At 37.4% G+C, this 19,849-nt stretch carries 21 protein-coding genes; 11 read left to right on the top strand and 10 right to left on the bottom strand.

From position 1 onward, the window contains the following. Nucleotides 1–7 precede the first annotated feature (7 nt). Both PSR12_RS15405 and PSR12_RS15400 read left to right on the top strand, forming a co-directional pair. Nucleotides 8–871: a metal ABC transporter permease gene (locus PSR12_RS15405; protein WP_274769624.1), complete on the top strand. Its 864-nt coding sequence runs from the start codon at nt 8–10 to the stop codon at nt 869–871. Further along, nucleotides 868–1,296: a Fur family transcriptional regulator gene (locus PSR12_RS15400; protein WP_004227247.1), complete on the top strand. Its 429-nt coding sequence runs from the start codon at nt 868–870 to the stop codon at nt 1,294–1,296. The genes PSR12_RS15405 and PSR12_RS15400 overlap by 4 nt, the downstream gene beginning before the upstream one ends. Nucleotides 1,297–1,861: 565 nt before the next feature. Here the strand turns inward: PSR12_RS15400 and PSR12_RS15395 are convergent. Both PSR12_RS15395 and serC read right to left on the bottom strand, forming a co-directional pair. After that, nucleotides 1,862–2,221 carry a hypothetical protein gene (locus PSR12_RS15395; protein WP_004227250.1) on the bottom strand — a complete coding sequence of 120 codons (360 nt, stop codon included), beginning with the start codon at nt 2,219–2,221 and terminating at the stop codon, nt 1,862–1,864. 278 nt (nt 2,222–2,499) lie between these two features. Beyond that, nucleotides 2,500–3,588 (bottom strand): 3-phosphoserine/phosphohydroxythreonine transaminase, encoded by a 1,089-nt coding sequence (gene serC, locus PSR12_RS15390; protein ID WP_221680099.1) that lies wholly within the window; start codon nt 3,586–3,588, stop codon nt 2,500–2,502. A 395-nt stretch (nt 3,589–3,983) separates the two neighbouring features. Between serC and PSR12_RS15385 the strand changes: the two genes are divergently transcribed. Both PSR12_RS15385 and PSR12_RS15380 read left to right on the top strand, forming a co-directional pair. Next, nucleotides 3,984–4,520, top strand: coding sequence for a hydrolase (locus PSR12_RS15385; protein ID WP_274769621.1), 537 nt, complete (start codon nt 3,984–3,986; stop codon nt 4,518–4,520). A gap of 304 nt (nt 4,521–4,824) precedes the next feature. Then, nucleotides 4,825–5,244 (top strand): hypothetical protein, encoded by a 420-nt coding sequence (locus tag PSR12_RS15380; protein ID WP_257520181.1) that lies wholly within the window; start codon nt 4,825–4,827, stop codon nt 5,242–5,244. Between the two features lie 32 nt (nt 5,245–5,276). Here PSR12_RS15380 and PSR12_RS15375 read toward each other — a convergent pair whose 3' ends face one another. Next, nucleotides 5,277–5,789, bottom strand: a complete 513-nt coding sequence (locus PSR12_RS15375) for a PCYCGC motif-containing (lipo)protein (RefSeq protein WP_004227258.1) — start codon at nt 5,787–5,789, stop codon at nt 5,277–5,279. Nucleotides 5,790–5,868: 79 nt separating this feature from the next. Then, on the bottom strand, nt 5,869–8,163 hold the full coding sequence (locus PSR12_RS15370; RefSeq protein WP_263082073.1) for a YhgE/Pip domain-containing protein: 2,295 nt from the start codon (nt 8,161–8,163) through the stop codon (nt 5,869–5,871). A gap of 195 nt (nt 8,164–8,358) precedes the next feature. Here PSR12_RS15370 and PSR12_RS15365 point away from each other — a divergent pair, with 195 nt between their 5' ends. The 5 genes from PSR12_RS15365 to cyoE all read left to right on the top strand — a co-directional run bounded on the left by PSR12_RS15365 (nt 8,359) and on the right by cyoE (nt 12,577). Further along, entirely contained in the window at nt 8,359–8,838 is a 480-nt protein-coding gene (locus PSR12_RS15365; RefSeq protein WP_112118231.1) for a thioredoxin family protein, read from the top strand. 100 nt (nt 8,839–8,938) lie between these two features. Beyond that, on the top strand, nt 8,939–9,640 hold the full coding sequence (locus PSR12_RS15360) for a tetratricopeptide repeat protein (protein WP_257520179.1): 702 nt from the start codon (nt 8,939–8,941) through the stop codon (nt 9,638–9,640). A 423-nt stretch (nt 9,641–10,063) separates the two neighbouring features. Then, nucleotides 10,064–10,621: a hypothetical protein gene (locus tag PSR12_RS15355; RefSeq protein ID WP_221680108.1), complete on the top strand. Its 558-nt coding sequence runs from the start codon at nt 10,064–10,066 to the stop codon at nt 10,619–10,621. Between the two features lie 38 nt (nt 10,622–10,659). Beyond that, entirely contained in the window at nt 10,660–11,313 is a 654-nt protein-coding gene (locus PSR12_RS15350; RefSeq protein WP_221680109.1) for an alpha/beta hydrolase, read from the top strand. A gap of 313 nt (nt 11,314–11,626) precedes the next feature. Further along, nucleotides 11,627–12,577 carry a heme o synthase gene (gene cyoE, locus PSR12_RS15345; protein ID WP_131520585.1) on the top strand — a complete coding sequence of 317 codons (951 nt, stop codon included), beginning with the start codon at nt 11,627–11,629 and terminating at the stop codon, nt 12,575–12,577. A gap of 69 nt (nt 12,578–12,646) precedes the next feature. Here cyoE and PSR12_RS15340 read toward each other — a convergent pair whose 3' ends face one another. From PSR12_RS15340 to PSR12_RS15315, 6 genes are all read right to left on the bottom strand, one after another. Beyond that, nucleotides 12,647–13,381: a metallophosphoesterase gene (locus tag PSR12_RS15340; protein ID WP_221680110.1), complete on the bottom strand. Its 735-nt coding sequence runs from the start codon at nt 13,379–13,381 to the stop codon at nt 12,647–12,649. Nucleotides 13,382–13,642: 261 nt separating this feature from the next. After that, nucleotides 13,643–14,092 (bottom strand): helix-turn-helix transcriptional regulator, encoded by a 450-nt coding sequence (locus tag PSR12_RS15335; RefSeq protein WP_009370152.1) that lies wholly within the window; start codon nt 14,090–14,092, stop codon nt 13,643–13,645. 138 nt (nt 14,093–14,230) lie between these two features. Continuing rightward, the gene (locus tag PSR12_RS15330) at nt 14,231–14,635 is read right to left on the bottom strand and encodes a hypothetical protein (protein ID WP_004227282.1); all 405 of its coding nucleotides are present in this window, start codon (nt 14,633–14,635) and stop codon (nt 14,231–14,233) included. Between the two features lie 91 nt (nt 14,636–14,726). Next, nucleotides 14,727–16,061, bottom strand: coding sequence for a hemolysin family protein (locus tag PSR12_RS15325; protein ID WP_221680111.1), 1,335 nt, complete (start codon nt 16,059–16,061; stop codon nt 14,727–14,729). Between the two features lie 32 nt (nt 16,062–16,093). After that, entirely contained in the window at nt 16,094–16,435 is a 342-nt protein-coding gene (locus tag PSR12_RS15320; RefSeq protein WP_036218600.1) for a MerR family transcriptional regulator, read from the bottom strand. A gap of 215 nt (nt 16,436–16,650) precedes the next feature. Continuing rightward, nucleotides 16,651–17,136 (bottom strand): hypothetical protein, encoded by a 486-nt coding sequence (locus tag PSR12_RS15315; protein ID WP_255600882.1) that lies wholly within the window; start codon nt 17,134–17,136, stop codon nt 16,651–16,653. Nucleotides 17,137–17,334: 198 nt separating this feature from the next. On the opposite strand from PSR12_RS15315, the gene PSR12_RS15310 reads away from it, so the two are divergent. Together PSR12_RS15310 and PSR12_RS15305 are read left to right on the top strand one after the other, a co-directional pair. Then, complete coding sequence (locus PSR12_RS15310; RefSeq protein WP_004227289.1) at nt 17,335–17,463, top strand: hypothetical protein; 129 nt, start codon at nt 17,335–17,337, stop codon at nt 17,461–17,463. Between the two features lie 157 nt (nt 17,464–17,620). Next, entirely contained in the window at nt 17,621–19,708 is a 2,088-nt protein-coding gene (locus tag PSR12_RS15305; protein WP_274769617.1) for a methyl-accepting chemotaxis protein, read from the top strand. Nucleotides 19,709–19,849: the final 141 nt, after the last annotated feature.

Raw genomic sequence — 19,849 nt, 5'->3', positions numbered from 1 at the left:
CAGGCACATGATTGAAGCAATTTTACATTATGAATTTTTACAAAATGCCTTTTTCTCTGGATTATTAATTGGCATACTAGCGCCACTTCTGGGTATGTTTATTGTTGTACGTAGGCTATCCTTGATTGCGGATGCTTTGTCGCATGTAACACTCGCAGGAATTGCTGGGAGCTTATACATTAGTCAATCGGTAACAGCCTTTGCAATGCTCAATCCTATTTATCTAGGAATACTAGCCTCTGTGAGTGGCTCTGTCTTGATTGAGCGTTTAAGACGTTTGTATAAGCACTATGAGGAGCTTGCCATTCCAATCATCATGTCAGGTGGTATTGGAATTAGCGCCATCTTTATTTCACTTGCCAGTGGTTTTAGCACAGATTTAATGAGTTATTTATTCGGCTCGGTTTCTGCTGTATCTCGTCAAGACTTATGGGTAGTGATTGGCATTGCTGCCATTGTGATTGTCTTTTTGTTTTTATTTTTTAAAGAATTATTTGTTTTGTCTTTTGATGAGGAATATGCAAAAGCTAGCGGACTTCCGGCTCGTTGGGTTCATCTTTTATTTATGATTGTGACAGCACTTGTCATTGCGGCAAGTATGCGAATAGTTGGAATTTTACTTGTATCATCTCTAATGACATTGCCTGTTGCAGCCGCAATGCGCTTAGCAAAGGGCTTTAAGCAAACCATCATTTTTGCAATTGTTTTTGGAGAAACAGCTGTACTAATTGGCCTAATTAGCGCATTTTATATGGATTTAGCGCCAGGAGGCACGATTGTTGTCACTTCTATTCTGATTTTGTTACTTGTAATCCTAGGGAAGAAAGTAGCATTTAAAATGGCTGCAAAGCAGGGGGAGGTAGCGCAATGAATATTTCAAGAGCGTGGGAAATATTAAAGGAAAATGGCTATAAAAAAACAGATAAACGGGAGTTAATATTAGATATGTTTGCAGCAACAGATAAATATCTAACAGCCCGTGATTTATTGGATGTTTTAAAAAAAGATTTTCCGGGAATGAGTTTTGATACCATTTATCGTAACCTTGCTACTTTTGTGAAACTTGGAATATTAGAAGAAACAGAGCTATCAGGGGAACGTAATTTCCGTATGCACTGTGAATCTGCGCATCATCACCATCATTTTATCTGTATGGACTGTGGCAACGTCAAAGAGCTTAATCTTTGTCCAATGGAAATGTTAGGTGAAAAATTGCCTGATTATGAAATTGAAAATCATAAGTTTGAAATATATGGTAAATGTCCTGATTGTAAGCATGAAACTCTGTCACATTAAATGTGACAGAGTTTCTTAGTGTTGAAAAACAAAACAGTCAATTGAAAGGTAGAAATGGATTTCCGTTGCAGGCTATTTGATTTTCTGTGGGCGAGCGCCGAGCCGCTTCCTCCGCTACCGCTCCGTTTAGAGGCTATCCTACGGGAGTCAAGCCTTCCACGCAAACCTACAAAAGTGTTATCTTTTTAGCAAAGGTTTTCAAATAAAGTGAAGGTGTTCACTTCTTGTCACTCATCACTTCTCCACATTGAAAATAAGAGCTTATCCCCTCTATGAATACAGATAATGGGCAATTTTAATACTATGCTACTATGAAAAAAGTAAAGACACTTTGCAGAATGGTTGATTGGAGAGGAGCCAGTGTCACTCCTAGGGGATTTAGCGTCACAGAGGAGACCCTGGAGCGAACGGAAGTGAGTGAAGCGGCTCATCGGACGCCCCTGGAAAGGACGCTGGCGGAACGGAAATCAACCCCTCGCCTTGCAAAGTTGCTTTTTCTGCCGTTGACATCTTCTTTTTTCTATGTAAGAAGAGGGTGCCTATAGAAGGCTACCCTCTAAAAGGATTAAGCTACTGCCACTCGACGAATCGCAACAATTTTATTGCAATCTACAATTAAAGGAGAAGCAGCTGCTGCACCTGGCTCAAGGAAGTATGCACAGCAATTTCTTGGATCGAAGGAAATGAAAGTCACACCTAAGAAGCTAATACCTCCAGATAAGAAGATATCTAGTGTAGTAGCTAGCTCTAATTTTCTTAATTGGTGACAAATACAGCCTCTACAGTTGCTGCTCATTCTTGGTGTACATTTTTCCTCTTTTTGACAAGGACATTTTTCAACTTTACGTTGACAGCATTTTTCCTCTTTTTTAGGACATTTACAGCCTTGCCAGTTCATATGTGACATGTATCTTTTATCTTCCATTGTCTAGACCTCCCTTCCTCTATTTTCGTAAAGGTAACCCTTACAGTAATAATCTATGTTTGGTGCATAGCTAGAGGCTGGCGATATGTCCGATAGGCAGCTTAAAAATCTATATTTTTCTCAAAAACTTTTGCAATGTGTAAAGCCCTAAGCTGAAATATTGCTATAAACATCTAATCAAGCTAATTGTATGGGGATAGATTTCTTATTTCCTTCTACAAGCGCGAAAAAAGATGAGTCTTTACATTTCTGTAAAGATTCATCTTTTAAATAGAAGTTTATTGATGTTTTTGTTGGAAATCTACCATGAAATCTCGTAAAGCTTCACATGCCTCAAGGGGCACTGCATTATAAGTGGAAGCACGACAACCACCTACTGAACGATGTCCATTTAGCCCAACAAAACCTGCTGCCTTTGCCTCGGCAAGGAATTGTTTTTCCAGCTCCTCATCTGCAACACGGAATGTAATGTTCATTAAAGAACGGCTTTCAGGTGTGGCATGGCCTTTATAGAAACCATTACTATTGTCAATGGCATCATAAATGACTTTTGCCTTTAATTCATTATGTTTTTCAACTTCTGCTACGCCGCCTTTAGCTTCAACCCATTTTAACACCTCGCCTAGCATATAGATCCCAAATGTTGGAGGTGTATTATAAAGTGAATTACTATCGGCATGTGTTGTATACTTTAGCATCGTTGGAATATTTTTATTGGCTTTTTCAAGTAAATCTTTGCGAATAATTACGACCGTTACACCTGAAGGACCAAGGTTTTTTTGAGCACCAGCATAGATGATTCCGAACTTTTCAATATCAACTGGTTTAGATAGGATGTCACTTGACATATCTGCCACTAATGGAACATTTCCTGTATCAGGGTAGTTTTTCCATTGCGTACCATATATCGTATTATTAGATGTGATGTGAACATATGCATCATCTTCATTGAATTGAATATCTTCTAAAGCAGGAATATTGCGGTATTGGTTTTCTTTTGTGCTTGCAGCTTCAACAGGTATCCCAAATAATTTAGCTTCCTTAAAAGCTTTCTCAGACCATGAGCCTGATAATACATAGCTAGCTTTTTGCTCAGTTGTTAAGAAGTTCATGGGCACCATTGTAAACTGAAGGCTTGCTCCACCCTGTAAGAATAGTACCTCATAGTTTTCTGGAATAGCATAAAGTTTTTTTAATAAAGTAATGGCTTCGTTATGTACTTCATCAAAAATGGCACTTCGGTGACTCATTTCCATAATGGACATACCTGAATCACGGAAGTTTACTAATTGCTGTTGAGCATTTTCTAATACTTCTTGTGGTAGAGCAGATGGACCTGCGTTGAAATTGTATGCACGTTGTGTCAAAGTGGTACACTCCTTGTTTGGTTAATAACAGAACTTTACTGGATTATAACCTAATTTTCAAGAGAAAAAATAAAATTCTTAATATTTGAGCAGAATGGCGACAGGCTCGCAACAAAATGTACACATTTAAGCAGGTATTTTTCATTAAAAACGAACAAAAAGAAGGTTATTTTTGAAATTAAGTTATATTTTCCGTATATTAAATATTTTTTATGGCAATAAAAATGATAATGTTCGTGTTTTTATTTACGAATACTCCTTTATTAGAAGTGTGAAATCTACAGGCTAAAGCAAAAACATTAAAATCGCTTGTTAGAGAAATTTCCTTATTACTTTACGAGAGATAAGCAGGTTTTTGTATAATATTATAAAGAAAAGAAAAAGAGGTGTTTAGGATGTTTACCGTAGAGAAAGCTTGTTTAGTAGTTGTAGATGTACAAGGAAAGTTAGCAACAATTGTTGATGACAATGAAATGGTAATTGAAAATGTGGCAAAGCTCGTACAAGCAATGCAGGCACTGGAAGTACCTATTTTATGGCTAGAACAAAATCCAAGTCGTTTAGGCGGAACGGCTCTTGAGATTGCTCAGCATTTACAAGGGCAACCGATTCCTAAAATGGCCTTTAGTGCGTGCCAAGAAGAGACATTTGTAGAAGCGATGAAGGAAAATGGACGCACTCAATTCATTGTGACAGGTATCGAAACACATATTTGTGTGTACCAATCGGCTAGACAGCTGAAAGAACAAGGATTTGAAGTAGAGGTTGTTGTAGATGCCGTATCCTCTCGAACAAAGGCAAATAAAGAAATTGGGCTTACAAAGATGCATGCGCTTGGTATTTACCCAACTAGCACCGAAATGATCTTGTATGAGCTACTACAACGGGCAGATCATGAACATTTTAAAACCATTTTGAAGCTTGTTAAATAACGCCAACTAAAATTGAAACAATTGGTATATGTATTCCATTCATTGTGATAACAATTTTGTTTTCAAGAGAAATATATACAAAGAAATTGGGTTAGATTGAAAAAGTATAGATGTCTGATGGGTCTATAGACCTTTATTGGGCATCTTTTTTATTTAAGGGCTAGATTATACGTGACATTACTCACATAAAAACTTAGCCATTCCATTTGTTGTATACTATAATTAAAAATCGGGAATTCGTAATGGGTAAATAACATTTAATTAGGATGATGACTATGAAATAACAGTCATTTTTATGGGAGAAATGGAACAGCTAACATGGCTTTCCAAGAAAGCCTCAAAAATTCCTCACACATCTGAGCAGCTTATCTCGCAAGGGTTTTTACCAGAGGCAATTGGCCAATATGTGTTCATAACGAAAAATTTCTGGCAGCAAAAAGAGCCTTTATTATGGATTCATTCATTAGAAAATGCTTCTGTAAAAGGTGACTTTTATGCTCACTTGAAAGAGACGAATTCTCAGGCAGACGCTGCGATTGAAACAAAAGAAGGACAATTTGTCGTAGCCGTAAATCAAAATGCTGATAAGGAAGACGTGAAAGTAGCTAAAAAAGATGAAATATCCTATGTTTTAATTGCAGAATTTGTTGGGCTCATTCTTGTCATTGCTGTTATACTGTATATCATCCTTCGTAAACGAAAGAAAAATCAACTAAAACAATAAAAGCAAAGTCGCGAATGTGCGACTTTGCTTTTTTATGCAGGCATGTCCGTTGGTGTTGGTTTTGCATAGCCCTCTTTATACGTGTCATCAATGAACTGACGAATTTCTTTTAAGCTCTTGCCTTCTTTGTGCAGTTGTGCTGATTGGACAGCAATCTCTAAGCACACTAAACAACGTGTCCCGTGATCATCCCAAACAATCGAACCATCCTCACGTTTTTCCTGAATAAAGCAATTTAAATTACTTTTATGGCCAGCAGATTCCCCACAGCCGCAATAGCATGGCATCCATTCGAGAATCTCTGTTGATTGTCCAGCGATTTGATAGACTAAGCGTATATTTTCTTGCTTGCCCTCTAAAAAGGTTGGTAGGACGTCAGCAGAAGCCGTTTCTTCTTGGATATCAACAGATGCCTCTGCATGGTCATGACCTTCATGTGAAGCGTCATTTGCTTTAGGAGAGGTTTCAGCACTGTTTTTATTTTCTCCACAAGCACTTAATAACAGTAACGCCAATACAACAAAAATAGTAATTGATTTCTTCAAAAATAGCGCCTCCTACATGTTTACAATACTTCCATTATAACATCGTTTTCATAAACATTTACAGACGCCTCGTTGAAAATCAGTGAAATATATCTAATCCACGTGTTTTGTTCATGAAATGTTCCATTTTCTCGCTCAATAATTTTTTTAAGAAGAATCCGAACAGGATAAAAATGAACCAGAAACCTAATAGGAAAATGAGGTCCATCCAGACTGTTGACCAAATAATTCCGCCGACAGCTTCACGCATCATTTCAATCGCATACGTAAAAGGTAAGAAAGGGTTGATTATTTGGAAGAACCTCGGCAATAACTCGACTGGATAGGTTCCCCCAGAGCCTGCAATTTGTAACACAAGCATCACAATGGCTAATGCTTTTCCTACATTACCGAAGACGGAAACGAGTGTGTAGACAACCGTTACAAATACGAGACTAATGAAAAGTCCAAATAAGATAAAGTAGGCAGGTGCTTGAATGGAGCCGTCTACTAAGAAAATATCTCCAATGGTAATAATTAGAGTTTGAATAAACGAGAAAGTTGCAAATGTTAAGAGTCGACCAAAGTAAATTTCTCGAATACTATAAGGTGAATCTCCATGGAGATTCACAGACAATAATGAAATTAACAGTAAACAGCCTACCCAAATAGAGAGTACTGTGTAAAACGGTGTCATGGCTGTTCCATAGTTCGCAATAGGGAATACACGATGTTCCTTTAATTTAATAGGCTCCTCAAAGAAATCACGTTCGGCGTTGACATCATTTTTAAGTAATTGTACAATCTCTGCTAGATCCGCTTCTTCTTCTAGAGTTCGTAGTTTATTCGCTAATTCTTTGATTTTAGCACTTAAAGTTGGAAATTCAGTTTGTATTTTTTGAATAGCTTGATTTGCTGTACCTAGCGTGTTTTTGGTCTGAGTCAATTTATCTGTTGCCTGAGGTATGAATTGTTTTACATTTGTCAGCATGGTAGAAGCGTTAGTTAAAGTTTGTTTCGCACTGGTAAGGGTCGATCGAATTTGTGGCTCTAGACTTTCGTTATAGTAGGATAAGAATTTTTGTAAATTAGCTGTAGCATTTTGTGCGATTTGCTGAATAGCTGTAATGTCTTGCTTGATAACATCTTTATCAATTGGCTTTAATTGATCTATTTTATTTAGTAAATCGTCATGTAGAGTCTGTAATTGTTGTAATGAGCTAAGCGCATTTGACGTAGAATCAATGAAGTTTGGAGGATGTTCCAAGGCTTCGCGAATGGCTGTAAGCTGTTCGATGATTGGTTGATTCGCTTCTGCATTACTTTCCTGTAAAGAACCAATAATGGTTGTTAAAGAGTCTTCTAATTGCTTACGAGTCGAAGCATCTGCCTGAATTAATTTTTGCATTGCCTCAAGCGTTTGAATACTCTTGGTTATGCTATCTTTAGAAGTTGACAATTGATTTTTAAGTGCCTCTTTTGTTTGTGTAATAGAGGCAGGGTCAACATTTATACGATTGAGCTTATTGATGATATCTGTAAAATGTTGGGCAATATTTTGAACAGTTGTGACATCCTTTTTGATGATAGGAGATAGTTCATTAAATAAAGCATCTGCTTCATTCACTAAACGTAAACCCTTTTGAATGGTAGTTAAACCATCTGTTGTTAGTTGTTCCACCTGTGGAACTTGTGTCAGTGCCTGATTAAGTAATTGATTTGCCTCTTTTCCTTGGGTAGAGGCTTGAGTTAAAAATGAATTAATATCAGGTAAATGCTGTTCTATAGTAAAAACATAATTTTCAAATTTGCGGAAATCAGGAATGTCACGTTCCATTTCAATTCCAATTGTATTAAAAATAGAAAAAAGTGTCCCATTGACGGTGGATACAAATTCATTCGAAACCTGCTGTGTAAGTACGCTCGCGCCTTTACTTGTAATTTTAGGAGCAATAGGATTCTTTTTTTCATTTACATAATAATCAATATGGGCCTTCGTTGGTTTGTCGGTTAGAATAGAGGTTAGTTTTTGCGAAAAATCATTTGGAATGATAATGACTGCAAAGAAATCACCATTTTTTAATTGTTCCTTAGCTTTTTTCTCTGTCTCGAGCTTCCAAGTAAAGCTTTTATTCGTACGTAAAGTCTCAATTACTTCATTCCCGACATTTATTGCTTCATCTCTTACAGTGGTTCCCGTATCTTCATTGACAATCGCGATTTTCATATTAGATGTGTGGGCGTAAGGGTCCATGGAGGCATAAATATTTAGCCAGGCATAAAGAGAAGGAAGAAAAATTAGTCCACCTATAATGACAGCTACGACCCAGTTTGTGACAATGTTACGGATATCTTTTGTATAAATTTGAAAAACATGCTGGAACGAGTTTTTCATCATAATCACCCCACATTCAAATTTGCATGAACTCTCACTATGTATGTTCCCAAATATACTTTAAATTATGTTATAAATGTGAAATATCTTCATTTAAAGGCGAATTAGTTTACTAGGTTTTCAAAACAATTTATAATCAATCGCGAATGCACTAAAACTAGGGCTTTTAGTGTAAAAAAGGAGGTCACTACTTTAGTGAAAAAATTATTAATTATTGGTTCAGTGATTGTTGTTTTATTTGCAGCAATTATTGTGCTTACCAACGTCTCAAACAAAAGTAAATTAGAAAGCGCAAATAACCCTTATGGCGATAAAAAGCTAAAACAAGAAACAATTGATCAATTGGATGATGAAAACTATCAAAACATTATGTTACCAGACGAACTAGAAGCTAAAATTAAAGCGGGCGAACCGGTTAATGCTTACTTCTTCAGTCCAATCTGTGTACACTGTCAAGCATTTACACCAGTATTAATGCCAATTGCCGATGAGCTTGGTGTTGATATTGCTCAATTGAATGTCTATGAATACGATGATTTATGGGGAAAATATAATATTGAAGCAACACCAACATTCATTCGTTTCGAAGATGGTAAAGAAGTAAATCGCTTTGTAGGAGCTCTTAAAGAAGAAGATTTACGAACGTTCTTAAATACGGTTGTGTTAAATAAATAGAAAAGGAAGAGACTGTATCATAATTATTTAGATACGGTCTCTTTTGTTTTTGTAGTGTATACTAAAAATACTGAATAGTTGTACACTGGAGGAATGATGAATGTCAATGGATGATTATTTTTATAATGGTGAACTGATGAAATGCTATGAATTAGCGAAGCAGGTGACAAATGAAGCAGACAAAGCACTAGCACAAAAGTATATTCGATTATTAGAAGAATATGAATATGATCGTTATCCAAAGCCAACTGGTCATATCGAAGTACAGCATTTGGAACGCGCTGATGAAAGCTATCCAGAATCAGATCTAGTTGTAGAAATACGGGCAATAAAAGATGAAGAGTCATTTGCGAAGCGTATTCAGCAATTGGAGGAAGTCGCAAAAACTGGAACACCTGCAGACAAGGCACAATCCTTTTTTACACAGGGAGAGCTGTTCCTATTCGCACATCAATACAATGAGAGTGTTCACTGCTTTCAACAAGCAGTAAAGGAAAATCCGAATAAGGCTGTCTATTGGGGAATCACAGGGCAGACGATGCATCGTTTTGGTTGGATGCCATTTGATGCGCTCGGTTATTTAGAACAAGCGATACAGCTAGATCCAACAAATCCTCGTTGGAAATGGAATAAAGCGCTTGTACTTATTCAATTAGCTAAGGATTTGCAAATGGCTCCATTTATGGCGAATGCAGCAATCACTTTAGAGGATGCACTAACTTCTTGTGGCGAACAGCAGCGGTCATTGAAAGATGCCATTCAAAATACAGTAGATAATATGGATAGCTATGTTTTTTCCTAACATTCAGGAGTCTTCTACAGAAAACTAATTTCAATAGTTTTATAATATTATGCGGATGTCCCCAATGTATATGGAGACATCCTTATTTTGTTGAAATAAGATTATGCCAAGAGCGAAAAAAGACCTTTTGGCAAGGCGTGGGGTTGATTTCCGTTCCGCCAGCGTGTCCGATGAGCCACTTCACTCACTTGCGTTCGCTCCATGGGCGCACCTGTGACGAAGTAATCTGTAACGAAAATCTCTTTTCACCTTTCAAAAAATGCTTTAGATGATTTTGTTTTCCAACACAGCGAGGATGTCTCCAATGCATATGGAGACGTCCTTTTTACTGAGAAATCAAGTGAGCGGGGTTCGTTGCCATATTTCACAATCATGGTATGATAAGAAAGAAAATGATTTATAGATATAAAGGACGGATTTTTTATGGCACAAGAAGCGGCAAATAAGTTTATAGAAAACGTATGTAATCATTTAGTTCGCAATATGAATATTACAAAAGTGGAAGAGCATTTTAAAGAAACAATTACTATGCAGCGACAATCTGCCGCAACATCTATGGACTTTTGGGACATGTTGATGATGAATATGCTTTATTTTACGGAGAATGAACAGGCTTGGGAGCAGGAATTTCTAAAAATGCTTCAAGCTAAGGAATGGCTAAAGCCATCAGCTCTTGAAGAGGAATTATTAATGCATCAGATGCGCATTCGTCAACAAGTAGCAGAGCAATTGGATGCTGCAAAGGATTTATTCCATCAGCAATATGAGTCGGAAGATATGACAGAGGAAGCGATTATTTATGATTATGCCTATAGCTCTGCTGGGCATTCCATGCGCATGGATTTATTAACCGTGCTTGTATCCACGCCAGAGCAATCAAAAATACTCTTTGACGCAGACCCACAGGAAACGATACGAATTGTCAATGGCTACATTGCCTACCATACAGATGGATTAATTAATAAAACAAAATTACACTAATTTTGTTACAAAGCTTCACGCGAAAGGAATTTGATTAAATGAATACACCATTTACTTTTAACCATACACAACCAACAAATATGGACCCTACGAAGAAATATCCCGCTATTTTTTTGCTTCATGGCATGGGCAGCCATGAAGATGATTTACCACAATTAGTGCAGGATTTTCAAGAGCAATGTCATATATTTAGCTTACGAGGACCAATTACGCAACATCCCGGCTATGCTTTTTTTACCATTCAAGAGGTGGGGCAACCAGATCGTGCAATCTTCGATAAAGTGTTGGTTGCACTGCAACGATTTATATTAGAGGCCATCGAAGAATATCAAATCGATCCACATAAAGTCTTTGTTTTAGGCTTTAGCCAAGGTGCGGTTTTAGCACAATCACTTGCCTTTGTTATGGGGAATTTAGTGACGGGTATTGTTGCATTAAGTGGCTATACGCCAAAGTTTGTGACGGAGGAATATGCCATTCGTTCTGTAGAACATTTACATGCTTTTATTTCGCACGGTGATTATGATTATGTAATACCTTCTCAATGGGGAATGGAAAGCAAGGAGATCTTTGAACAATTTGGTGCCACGGTGACATTTAAACAATACCCAGATGGACATGGTGTAACACCTGATAATCTTCGTGATCTAGTGGCATTTTTAGCACAGCAACTACAGGAAGAAATTCAATAAAAGGAAATCCGAGGCAAAAATTTGTCTCGGTTTTTTTGCCTACTGTAATAAGACCTATTATCAAATTATTTTTCTCCAATAGTGTTTGGAAGAATCGAGGCAAGAAGGTTCAAATTCACGTCAGTCGGTGGTATCATAGTAGATGTTGTGAATGAACGTTCTTTGTTAGATGAAAAACATGTACTTTATGTGAAAAGAGAGACAGAACAGATCTAAAAGGGGTAAAATAATAATTTGATGTGCTAGATGCAAATTTTGTCGCTTTCTATCGATGAAAGCGTGTAGAAATTATGGAGAAAAGGAATTAAGCTGAATGGAACAAAATCTGAAAACGGAGCATAAACCACTATCCTCCGAAAAAACAAGAGGGAAGTCATCACGTTCTTCTATTTTAGCGCAAACCGTCAAGACAGGGATTATCAAATCTAATTTAATACCTATGTGGGCTGGTTTAACGCTAGGCATGTATAAAAATAAAATGACGTTTGTAGACAATATACCAGAAATCATTTTTTCAACAATCGGTTCCGCCCTTGTCATTGGAGCTGCAGGGGCCTTTAATAATGTCTATGATCGTGATATTGATGCAATTATGCCTCGTACACAAAGCAGACCAACTGTAACAGGTGAAATGTCAGCAAAATCGACGTTATCATTAGCTGTTGTAATGTTAATTATTGGAGTAGCAGTGTTGGCACTTGCGTCACCTTTAGCAGCGGCATTTGGATTATTAGGTGTATTCCTATATGTAGTCCCTTATACAATGTGGACAAAGCGTCGTACGATATATAATACAGAAATCGGTAGTATTAGTGGTGCGGTGCCACCATTAATTGGTTGGTCTGCTGTATCTACAGATATTACACACCCAGCGATACTTGGTTTATTTTTTGTTATGGTCATTTGGCAAATGCCACATTTCTATGCTATTGCCATTCGCAAACGTGTAGACTATGAAGCAGCCAGTGTGCCCATGCTACCAGTTATCAAAGGGATGCGTCGAACGTATTATCAAACCAATTTCTATTTAATATTATTGATTCTATCAAGCTTTTTATTTGGCTCGCTAAGTGTAGGCATCATGCTTGTGGCATTGATCTTAAGTGTTGCTTGGCTAGTGATGAGTATTTACGGTTATCATAGTAATACAGATCAAGTGAAATGGGCTACCAAAATGTTTGTTTTTTCCCTATTCCATATGACTATACTATTCTCAACAGTCATTGTGTACTCGCTAGTAGGAGTTATTTTTAAGTTATATTAATTTTTTCAAAAATTGCCCTGAAAAAAATAAGTAGTGCGAAAACAATTACGAAAATAAAAACCAACAAGTTTACTCGTTACTTGTTGGTTTTTTATTATCGACAGAAATGATTTGGCGACTAGGCCATTCGAATGCATGTAACCGTCCGCCAAACACAGCTCCACCGTCAATGCCAATAATATTATTTTCTCCGAAATAAACACGATAATCAGTTGGATCATGATGCAGGTTATAAGTAGGGGTATGGCCGAAGATTATTGTTTTTTCCCCTTGATAGCCTGCGTGGAATTCCTCACGAATCCAAAGTAAGCGCATGGGGTCAGTTTCGGCTATTGCAGCACCTGGCACAACGCCACCGTGGACGAAAATAGCATCCTCTAACTCAATATATATTTCAAATGTCTCGATTAACTGTAAATGTTCTTCGAGCTTAGGGAGCGTTTTAATAAAGCTAGGTAGTGTATTACTTTGGATGGCTTCCTCAAAGTCTGCCAACTGATAACCGTAGCTTGCTAATGTAGCCTCACCACCACAAAGTCCTACCCAATGGTTCCATGGCTTAGCAAGGCCTGAACGACATGCATTGAGCATGATCGCCTCATGATTGCCTAGTAAAACGCGTGCACCTTTTGTCTGTAGTTCACTCACTAAATTTAACACACCACTAGAAGAGGGCCCTCTATCAATATAATCACCAAGAAGAAAAAGCTGGTCGTTGATTGGGTCATAGTTTGCTTTTAATAATAGTTCTTCCAGTAGCCCTAATTCTCCATGTATGTCACTAATTGCTAGTATACGGTTCATGTACGAGCATCCTTTCTAATAGTACAGCTTTACCCTTAAGTATAGAGAATTATTCTACAAGTTTCGACTTTTCTAGCTTCTCCTAGCTTTTTTCATAGAATTTTTAAAGAAACAATTCTCCTACTACTATGTTTATCATATGAAGGATGATTTTATAGCTTTATTCATTTGTCTAGAGAAGATGAGTTATGAGAGGAGGGGAAATGCTTGAAACGTAACAGCAGAAGCAAATTGCAATGCTCCTACTGTTTGACTTAAAAATTATATCTGTAGTTTTTCCCATGCTTGCTTCGCTATTTGTTCATCAAAGGTTGAAATGAGGCGAAAATTATTGCTGTCTAAAATGCGATAATGCTGACTGATGACGTTTTGCTGTAGTCGAAAACCACCATACTCCTGAATGTTTTTCCACCATATGTATCCACCCATTGTTTTCTCCTTTGGCTGCAATGTTCCATTATTTGCGATTAAATCTACAACCTCTAATGGATCACCACCAAGTTCATGCTGTAAAATCGTACTGTCTCGACACAATGTGCAAACTGTAACAGTGGTTGTCCAGCCAGCTAGTATACGGCCCTTTTCAATTTGGACAAGTGTTTTTTTTGATAATCCTAGTAAATCACTCATTTGATCCTGTGTGAAAGCTTTTTCTGTACGGATTAATTTCAGTTTTTCTGAAACGAGTGTGATTAATTGTTCACGATTCATCCTAACACCCCTTATTTTCAGATTGTTAAGTTCTATTATACATGAAAGTAAAGAAGCGTGTTTTTCTTTCACCTTAGGAAGTGGCTGAGATCGCGTAAAATTGAAACAGACTGCCCCTAATGGACAGTCTGTTGGATGTTAGATTTCATATTTTTTCGTATCCGAGATCACTCTGAAGTGGATGCCTTTAATCTGAGCGCTGACTTTATGGCGGAGTGTATCAATATCCACAAGCTCCTCTTTATTTTTGACACACACAGCAATCTCTTGTAATAGCTTTGTAAAAGATTCTTTAAATAGTGAGCGCATATTATCGAAATCTAAACTACGAAAACTCCCATCAATATCGAAAGCTTCAACTGAATTTAATTGCTTGGAAGCTCCTGCAAAACGATCATCGTAGACTGTGTAATTTTCATCTGTTACCACGATAATAAATAGAACTTCTCCCGTGATTGTTTTTAACTCAATATTTGTTTTGTGTTTCTTTACATCAGTAATAATGTGAATACCATCTGAATGATATAGCTTAAATAATGTCATGTGTATGGCCCCCTACAACTAAAATCATTTTTCTCTATTCATTATATAGTGAAATGGCTAATAATGGAATAAGGAATACTGTTTCCTACAGTTACGATTGAACCTCTGTTTTAAGAAGTAGATTTTTTCGAAGAGGACGAACCTCAATATAATGAATTTGATGACCTTGTTGCTCATAGATGCTAAAAATATAGGAGCCTAGTTCAATGTTTTTTGATGCTTTAATGCCGTTATTTACAGTTAAGAACCAACCACCTAATGTTTCCACTTCTTCAGCTTCCAGCGTAATGTTTAATAGATTTTCTACATCTTCCACAAGCATTTTTGCATTTAATAAATAGTGATGATCTGTAATTTTTCGAATATCCGCAATTTCATCACCATCAAACTCATCTCGAATTTCACCAACAATTTCTTCTAAAATATCTTCAACTGTTACAAGACCAGATGTACCACCATATTCATCCATTAGGATGGCCATATGGATTCGTTCCTTTTGCATACGTACAAGTAATTCTTGAACGGGCATTGTTTCAATTACGCGAATGACAGGATTTATGAAATCTTCTAGAACTAATGAGTCGTCTGTAAGTTGTTCAAGTAGACCATGGGTTAATAGTTCTTTCGCATTGATGAAACCTAATATATTATCTCGGTCCCCATCATAGATTGGGTAACGGGTATATTTTTCAGCAGCGATGTAATGAATAATGTTTGTAAAAGATTCATTTTGTTCAATTCCAACAATTTCTGTTCGGGGAACCATGATTTCACGAGCAATACGTTCATCAAATTCAAAGACGTTATTAACATATTTGAGCTCAGATTTATTGATTTCACCACTTTTAAAGCTTTCGGACAGTAATAATCGCAATTCTTCCTCTGTATGAGATAGCTCATGTTCGCTAGCAGGTTTCATACCGAATAAGCCAACTAACACACGTGCAGAACCGTTCAAGAACCAAATAAATGGATACATGATCTTATAGAAAAACATAATGGGTTTTGCAAAAAGAAGTGTAATGGATTCAGCTTTTTGGATGGCAGCTGTTTTTGGGGCTAATTCGCCGACTACTACATGTAAAAACGTAGCGATGGCAAAGGCTGTTCCAATTGTAAAGATTGTCATATATTTATCAGAAATGCCGATCATTTCGAATAGTGGGTGAAGCATAAATTCAAAAGTTTTTTCACCAACCATCCCGATACCAAGAGCGGTTACAGTAATCCCTAATTGACAGGCTGATAAGTATTCGTCTAAGTGTTGAACAACATGTTTCGCAGCAACTGCTTTTTTATTGCCTTCTGCAACCAGCTGGTCAAGTCTTGAGGAACGTACTTTTACAATGGCAAATTCTGTTGCTACGAAAAAGCCTGTTAAAGCTAATAAAATGGTAAAAATCGATAGGTTTATTATGGTCTCCAAATAGTCGTTCTGTAAAAACAGAACGTCACCTCCTAATTATGAATGAGTAATAATAAAGATTGCATTAATGCAATACTTTCGGGTGAAACATTTTTCTTAATCGTTTCAATTCTTTTATCATCTTGCTTGTTCATTTGTGCTAGCAGAGATGTAACATCATGCTCTAAATCTTGCATTTTTAAACGAAGCACCTGTACATCGATTTCTTCATAGGGTGTGATGTTTAGTTCATGTTGGATTTGTACAAGTGAAAGCCCCTGTTGTTTGCGCTGTTCAATAAATTGAAGCCGTTTAATCATGGCTGGGTCATAGTAGCGATAATTTGCTGCAGAACGTTCTGCATCTAGCAAACCAATATTTGTATAGTAATCGATTGTTCGTTTAGTAATGCCTGTTTTTTCTGCAAGCTCGCCAATCTTTAATTTTTCTGTCCCAATGCAAACACCTCCAAACCATCACGTGATACTTTGATTATAACGTGATGGTTTTAGTTTATTCAAATGATAGCCTTTGATATTTCGAAATTATAAGATTTTTTTCAAAAAAAGAACGTTTCTGCCATGATTAAATGGTAGAGACGTTCCTAAGTTTACGGAAGTAAATAAGTATCATATAGGTGATGGAGAGCTTCCTCACCATTTTTTTGTAAGAGAATTTCTTCATTATATGTAAGTGTTATGCTCGTTTGCTCGCTATCAATTTTGTCGTCAATTATTTTACAGGTAACAGTCACAAAGCCTGATTCAGCAAGCTTTTCTTTCATGTCGTCACTCCACGCCTGATCAGAAAATAGCGGAGGCTGCCAAGTACCTCTCACATGTAGCTCATTTTTTTCGAGGTCATAATCCCAGCGTATGTCACGTAAAATAGTTTTAAATAGGTCATTAACCGTAAACGATGTATCTTTATAGTTAATGTCTAGTGCACGTATTGCATGGACATCTCGGCTAACTGCACTAGCTGCGGAATTAGCAGCTGAATTGATGCCTGAAGCAGCATCTTTAATTTCTGAAAATCGACCACCACAGCCAGAAAGTAGTGCGCAGATGCATGTGATACAAGCAACTTTTGTCATCCATTTCACAAGTAGTCCCTCCAGTCTAGTAAGTTGTTATAACTATCTTAACGAAAAGAAAAATATGAAGAAAGGGCATGAAGGCGGTAGTTTGTGACGGTTTTGCAACGATGCGACCTCCACTTGATTGTTCGGCATTTGAGAAATATATAATTCTGAATATTTAGTAAAAAATCAAAAGAATAGGAGCGGTTTGTGATGAAAATTAATGATGAAATGCTTGATCGATTAGGAACATACTTTGTTTATCATGCTGTTTATGATAATTATGGAATTACGTTTGAAAACTTTGTGGAGCGTTGGCTACGAGGCATACTTGACATATAGCGAGCTGAACTTTGAAAAACTCCTGGAAACAGGAGTTTTTATCTATAAAAAAGACATATTTCCTCTTGATTTAGATACTTTACTCATGGTTACTGATGCTATAATTAGCTTAATTGGTTAGGTATCTATTACTTTCTATCTAAAGGGGATGATGCATATGAATTTATTGGGGAAAATTCTCGCAACTGTCATTGGGACAGTATTTGTCGTATTCGCAGTTATAACAGTTGTGAATATTTATCAAACAAAAAATTTAACAATAGAAACAGCTCAAAAAATGGCACAAGCAGAAACATCGGATCACGCCAACCAGATTCAAATTCAGCTTGATTATGCTATGGATACAGCACGTACGCTTGCAGCTAATTTAACTACAATGGTGGAAGAACAAAAGGCTGATCGTGCTTTAACAGATGCTATGTTCCAACGTATTTTGAAAAATAATGAGCAATTTATGGGTGTTTGGTCTGTATGGGAACCTAATGCCTTCGACGCGCAAGATGAAAAATACATAAACACAGAAAGACATGATGCATCAGGACGCTATGTTCCATTTTGGACGCGCGATGGTGATCGTATCGTTCCTTCTCCTATTGTTGATTATGATACGTCTGATTTTTATCTATTACCGAAACAAAAAGGACAGGAAATGATTTTGGAACCATTTGTTTATCCTATTGCGGGTAAGGATGTGTTATTAACGTCCATCATTGTGCCTGTTACGATTGACAATGAATTTAAAGGCATCGTGGCCGTGGATATGAGTTTAGAAACATTCGCTCAACTAAGCCAACAAGTAAAATTATTTGAGAGTGGCTTTGGTTCGATTATCTCGAATAATGGCATGTTTGTGACACATCCAAATAATGATTATGTGACAAAGCCATTTGCTGAGCAAGAACAGTATACATATAGAAACGAGATTCTATCAGCCATTCAGCAGGGCAAGGCTTCCGTTATTCAAGATTTTTCAAGCTATTTACAAGAGGATAGCTATATTGTCACTGCTCCCATTCATATTGGAAAAACGGAAACTCCGTGGTCATTGCTTGTCACAGTACCGACTAAAGAAGTGTTAGCACAAACAACAAAACTCACATGGACGATGGTCATCATAGGCGTTGCTGGCCTTATTTATCTTATAATCGTGCTAACATGGCTTATTCGTCGAATTGTTCGACCTATCGTAATGACAGTGGAGCAGGTGCAAGCGATTGCAGATGGAAATTTAGCAGTGGAGCCATTAGCGGAGGATAGCAAGGACGAGCTTGGTCATTTAGCAAAGGCTGTCAATATCATGACAAGTAATACACGAACATTGATTCAGGAAGCAACGCAAATTTCAAATCAGGCAAGTACCTTTAGTGATCGTCTCATGTCTTCCACAAAAAATATGAGTGTGAGTATCGATCAAGTGCTAACGACAACAAGTGAGTTAGCGACAGGAGCAACCCTACAAGCTGAGCACGCAGCCCTAACGCTAGGTGTAACGCAAGAGGTAGAGCAGAAATTGCAAGCTATTCAAGCGGCAATCAAGGAAATGACTCATCGCTCTCAGGAGACTACGCAGGCATCTAAGCAAGGTTTGGTTCATGCGGAACAATCGATTCAAGGCATGGAGGCGATGTCGGAGCAAGTCACATTAACAGCATCTGTTGTCCAGCAGCTGAGTGACCAATCGACTGAAATTAATCGTATTTTACAAGTCATAAATGCTATTGCAGGTCAAACGGATTTACTTGCACTTAATGCTGCGATAGAGGCTGCTCGTGCAGGAGAGCATGGAAAAGGCTTCTCAGTCGTAGCAGAGGAAGTACGCAAACTTGCAGAGGAGTCCGCCAAATCGACGAGTCAAATAGCAGCTATTATTGATACGGTTGTGAAGGAGACTGTCAAAGCAGGCGATGCCATGCAAAATGTTGTGGCTGCTGTGCAAACCAACACACAGTATCTTGATGCCAATAAACAAGCACTTGATGCCATCTTACAGCATATCGTTGATACTGTAGCGCAAATCGACGAAGTGACAACTGCCTCTCATTTAATTCAAACGGAAACAGTAGAGGTAGTCCGGGCAGTGGAAAATATGACAGCTGTCAGCCAGCAGTCCTCAGCAGGAACAGAGGAGCTATTAGCAACGATGGAGCAGCAAAATACCGCGGTTCATGAGCTGAAAAATATGGCAGAAAGCTTATCTGGTATGACGAACTCCTTACAACAAACACTAGCAAAATTCCATTTTTAGTAGAGAACTAAGGCTGCGTGTCATCTTATGTACAACGGGATGACATGCAGCTATATTGTAAGTTAAATTCTATAAGAATTATTTTTCTGAATATTTAGTTATTTATTGACGTATAAATGCTATTATTTATTTAGTTGCTAT

This window comes from Lysinibacillus sp. G01H, from assembly GCF_028872195.1.
Lineage (GTDB): Bacteria > Bacillota > Bacilli > Bacillales_A > Planococcaceae > Lysinibacillus > Lysinibacillus capsici.
This window is presented reverse-complemented; position numbering and strand designations above follow the sequence as displayed.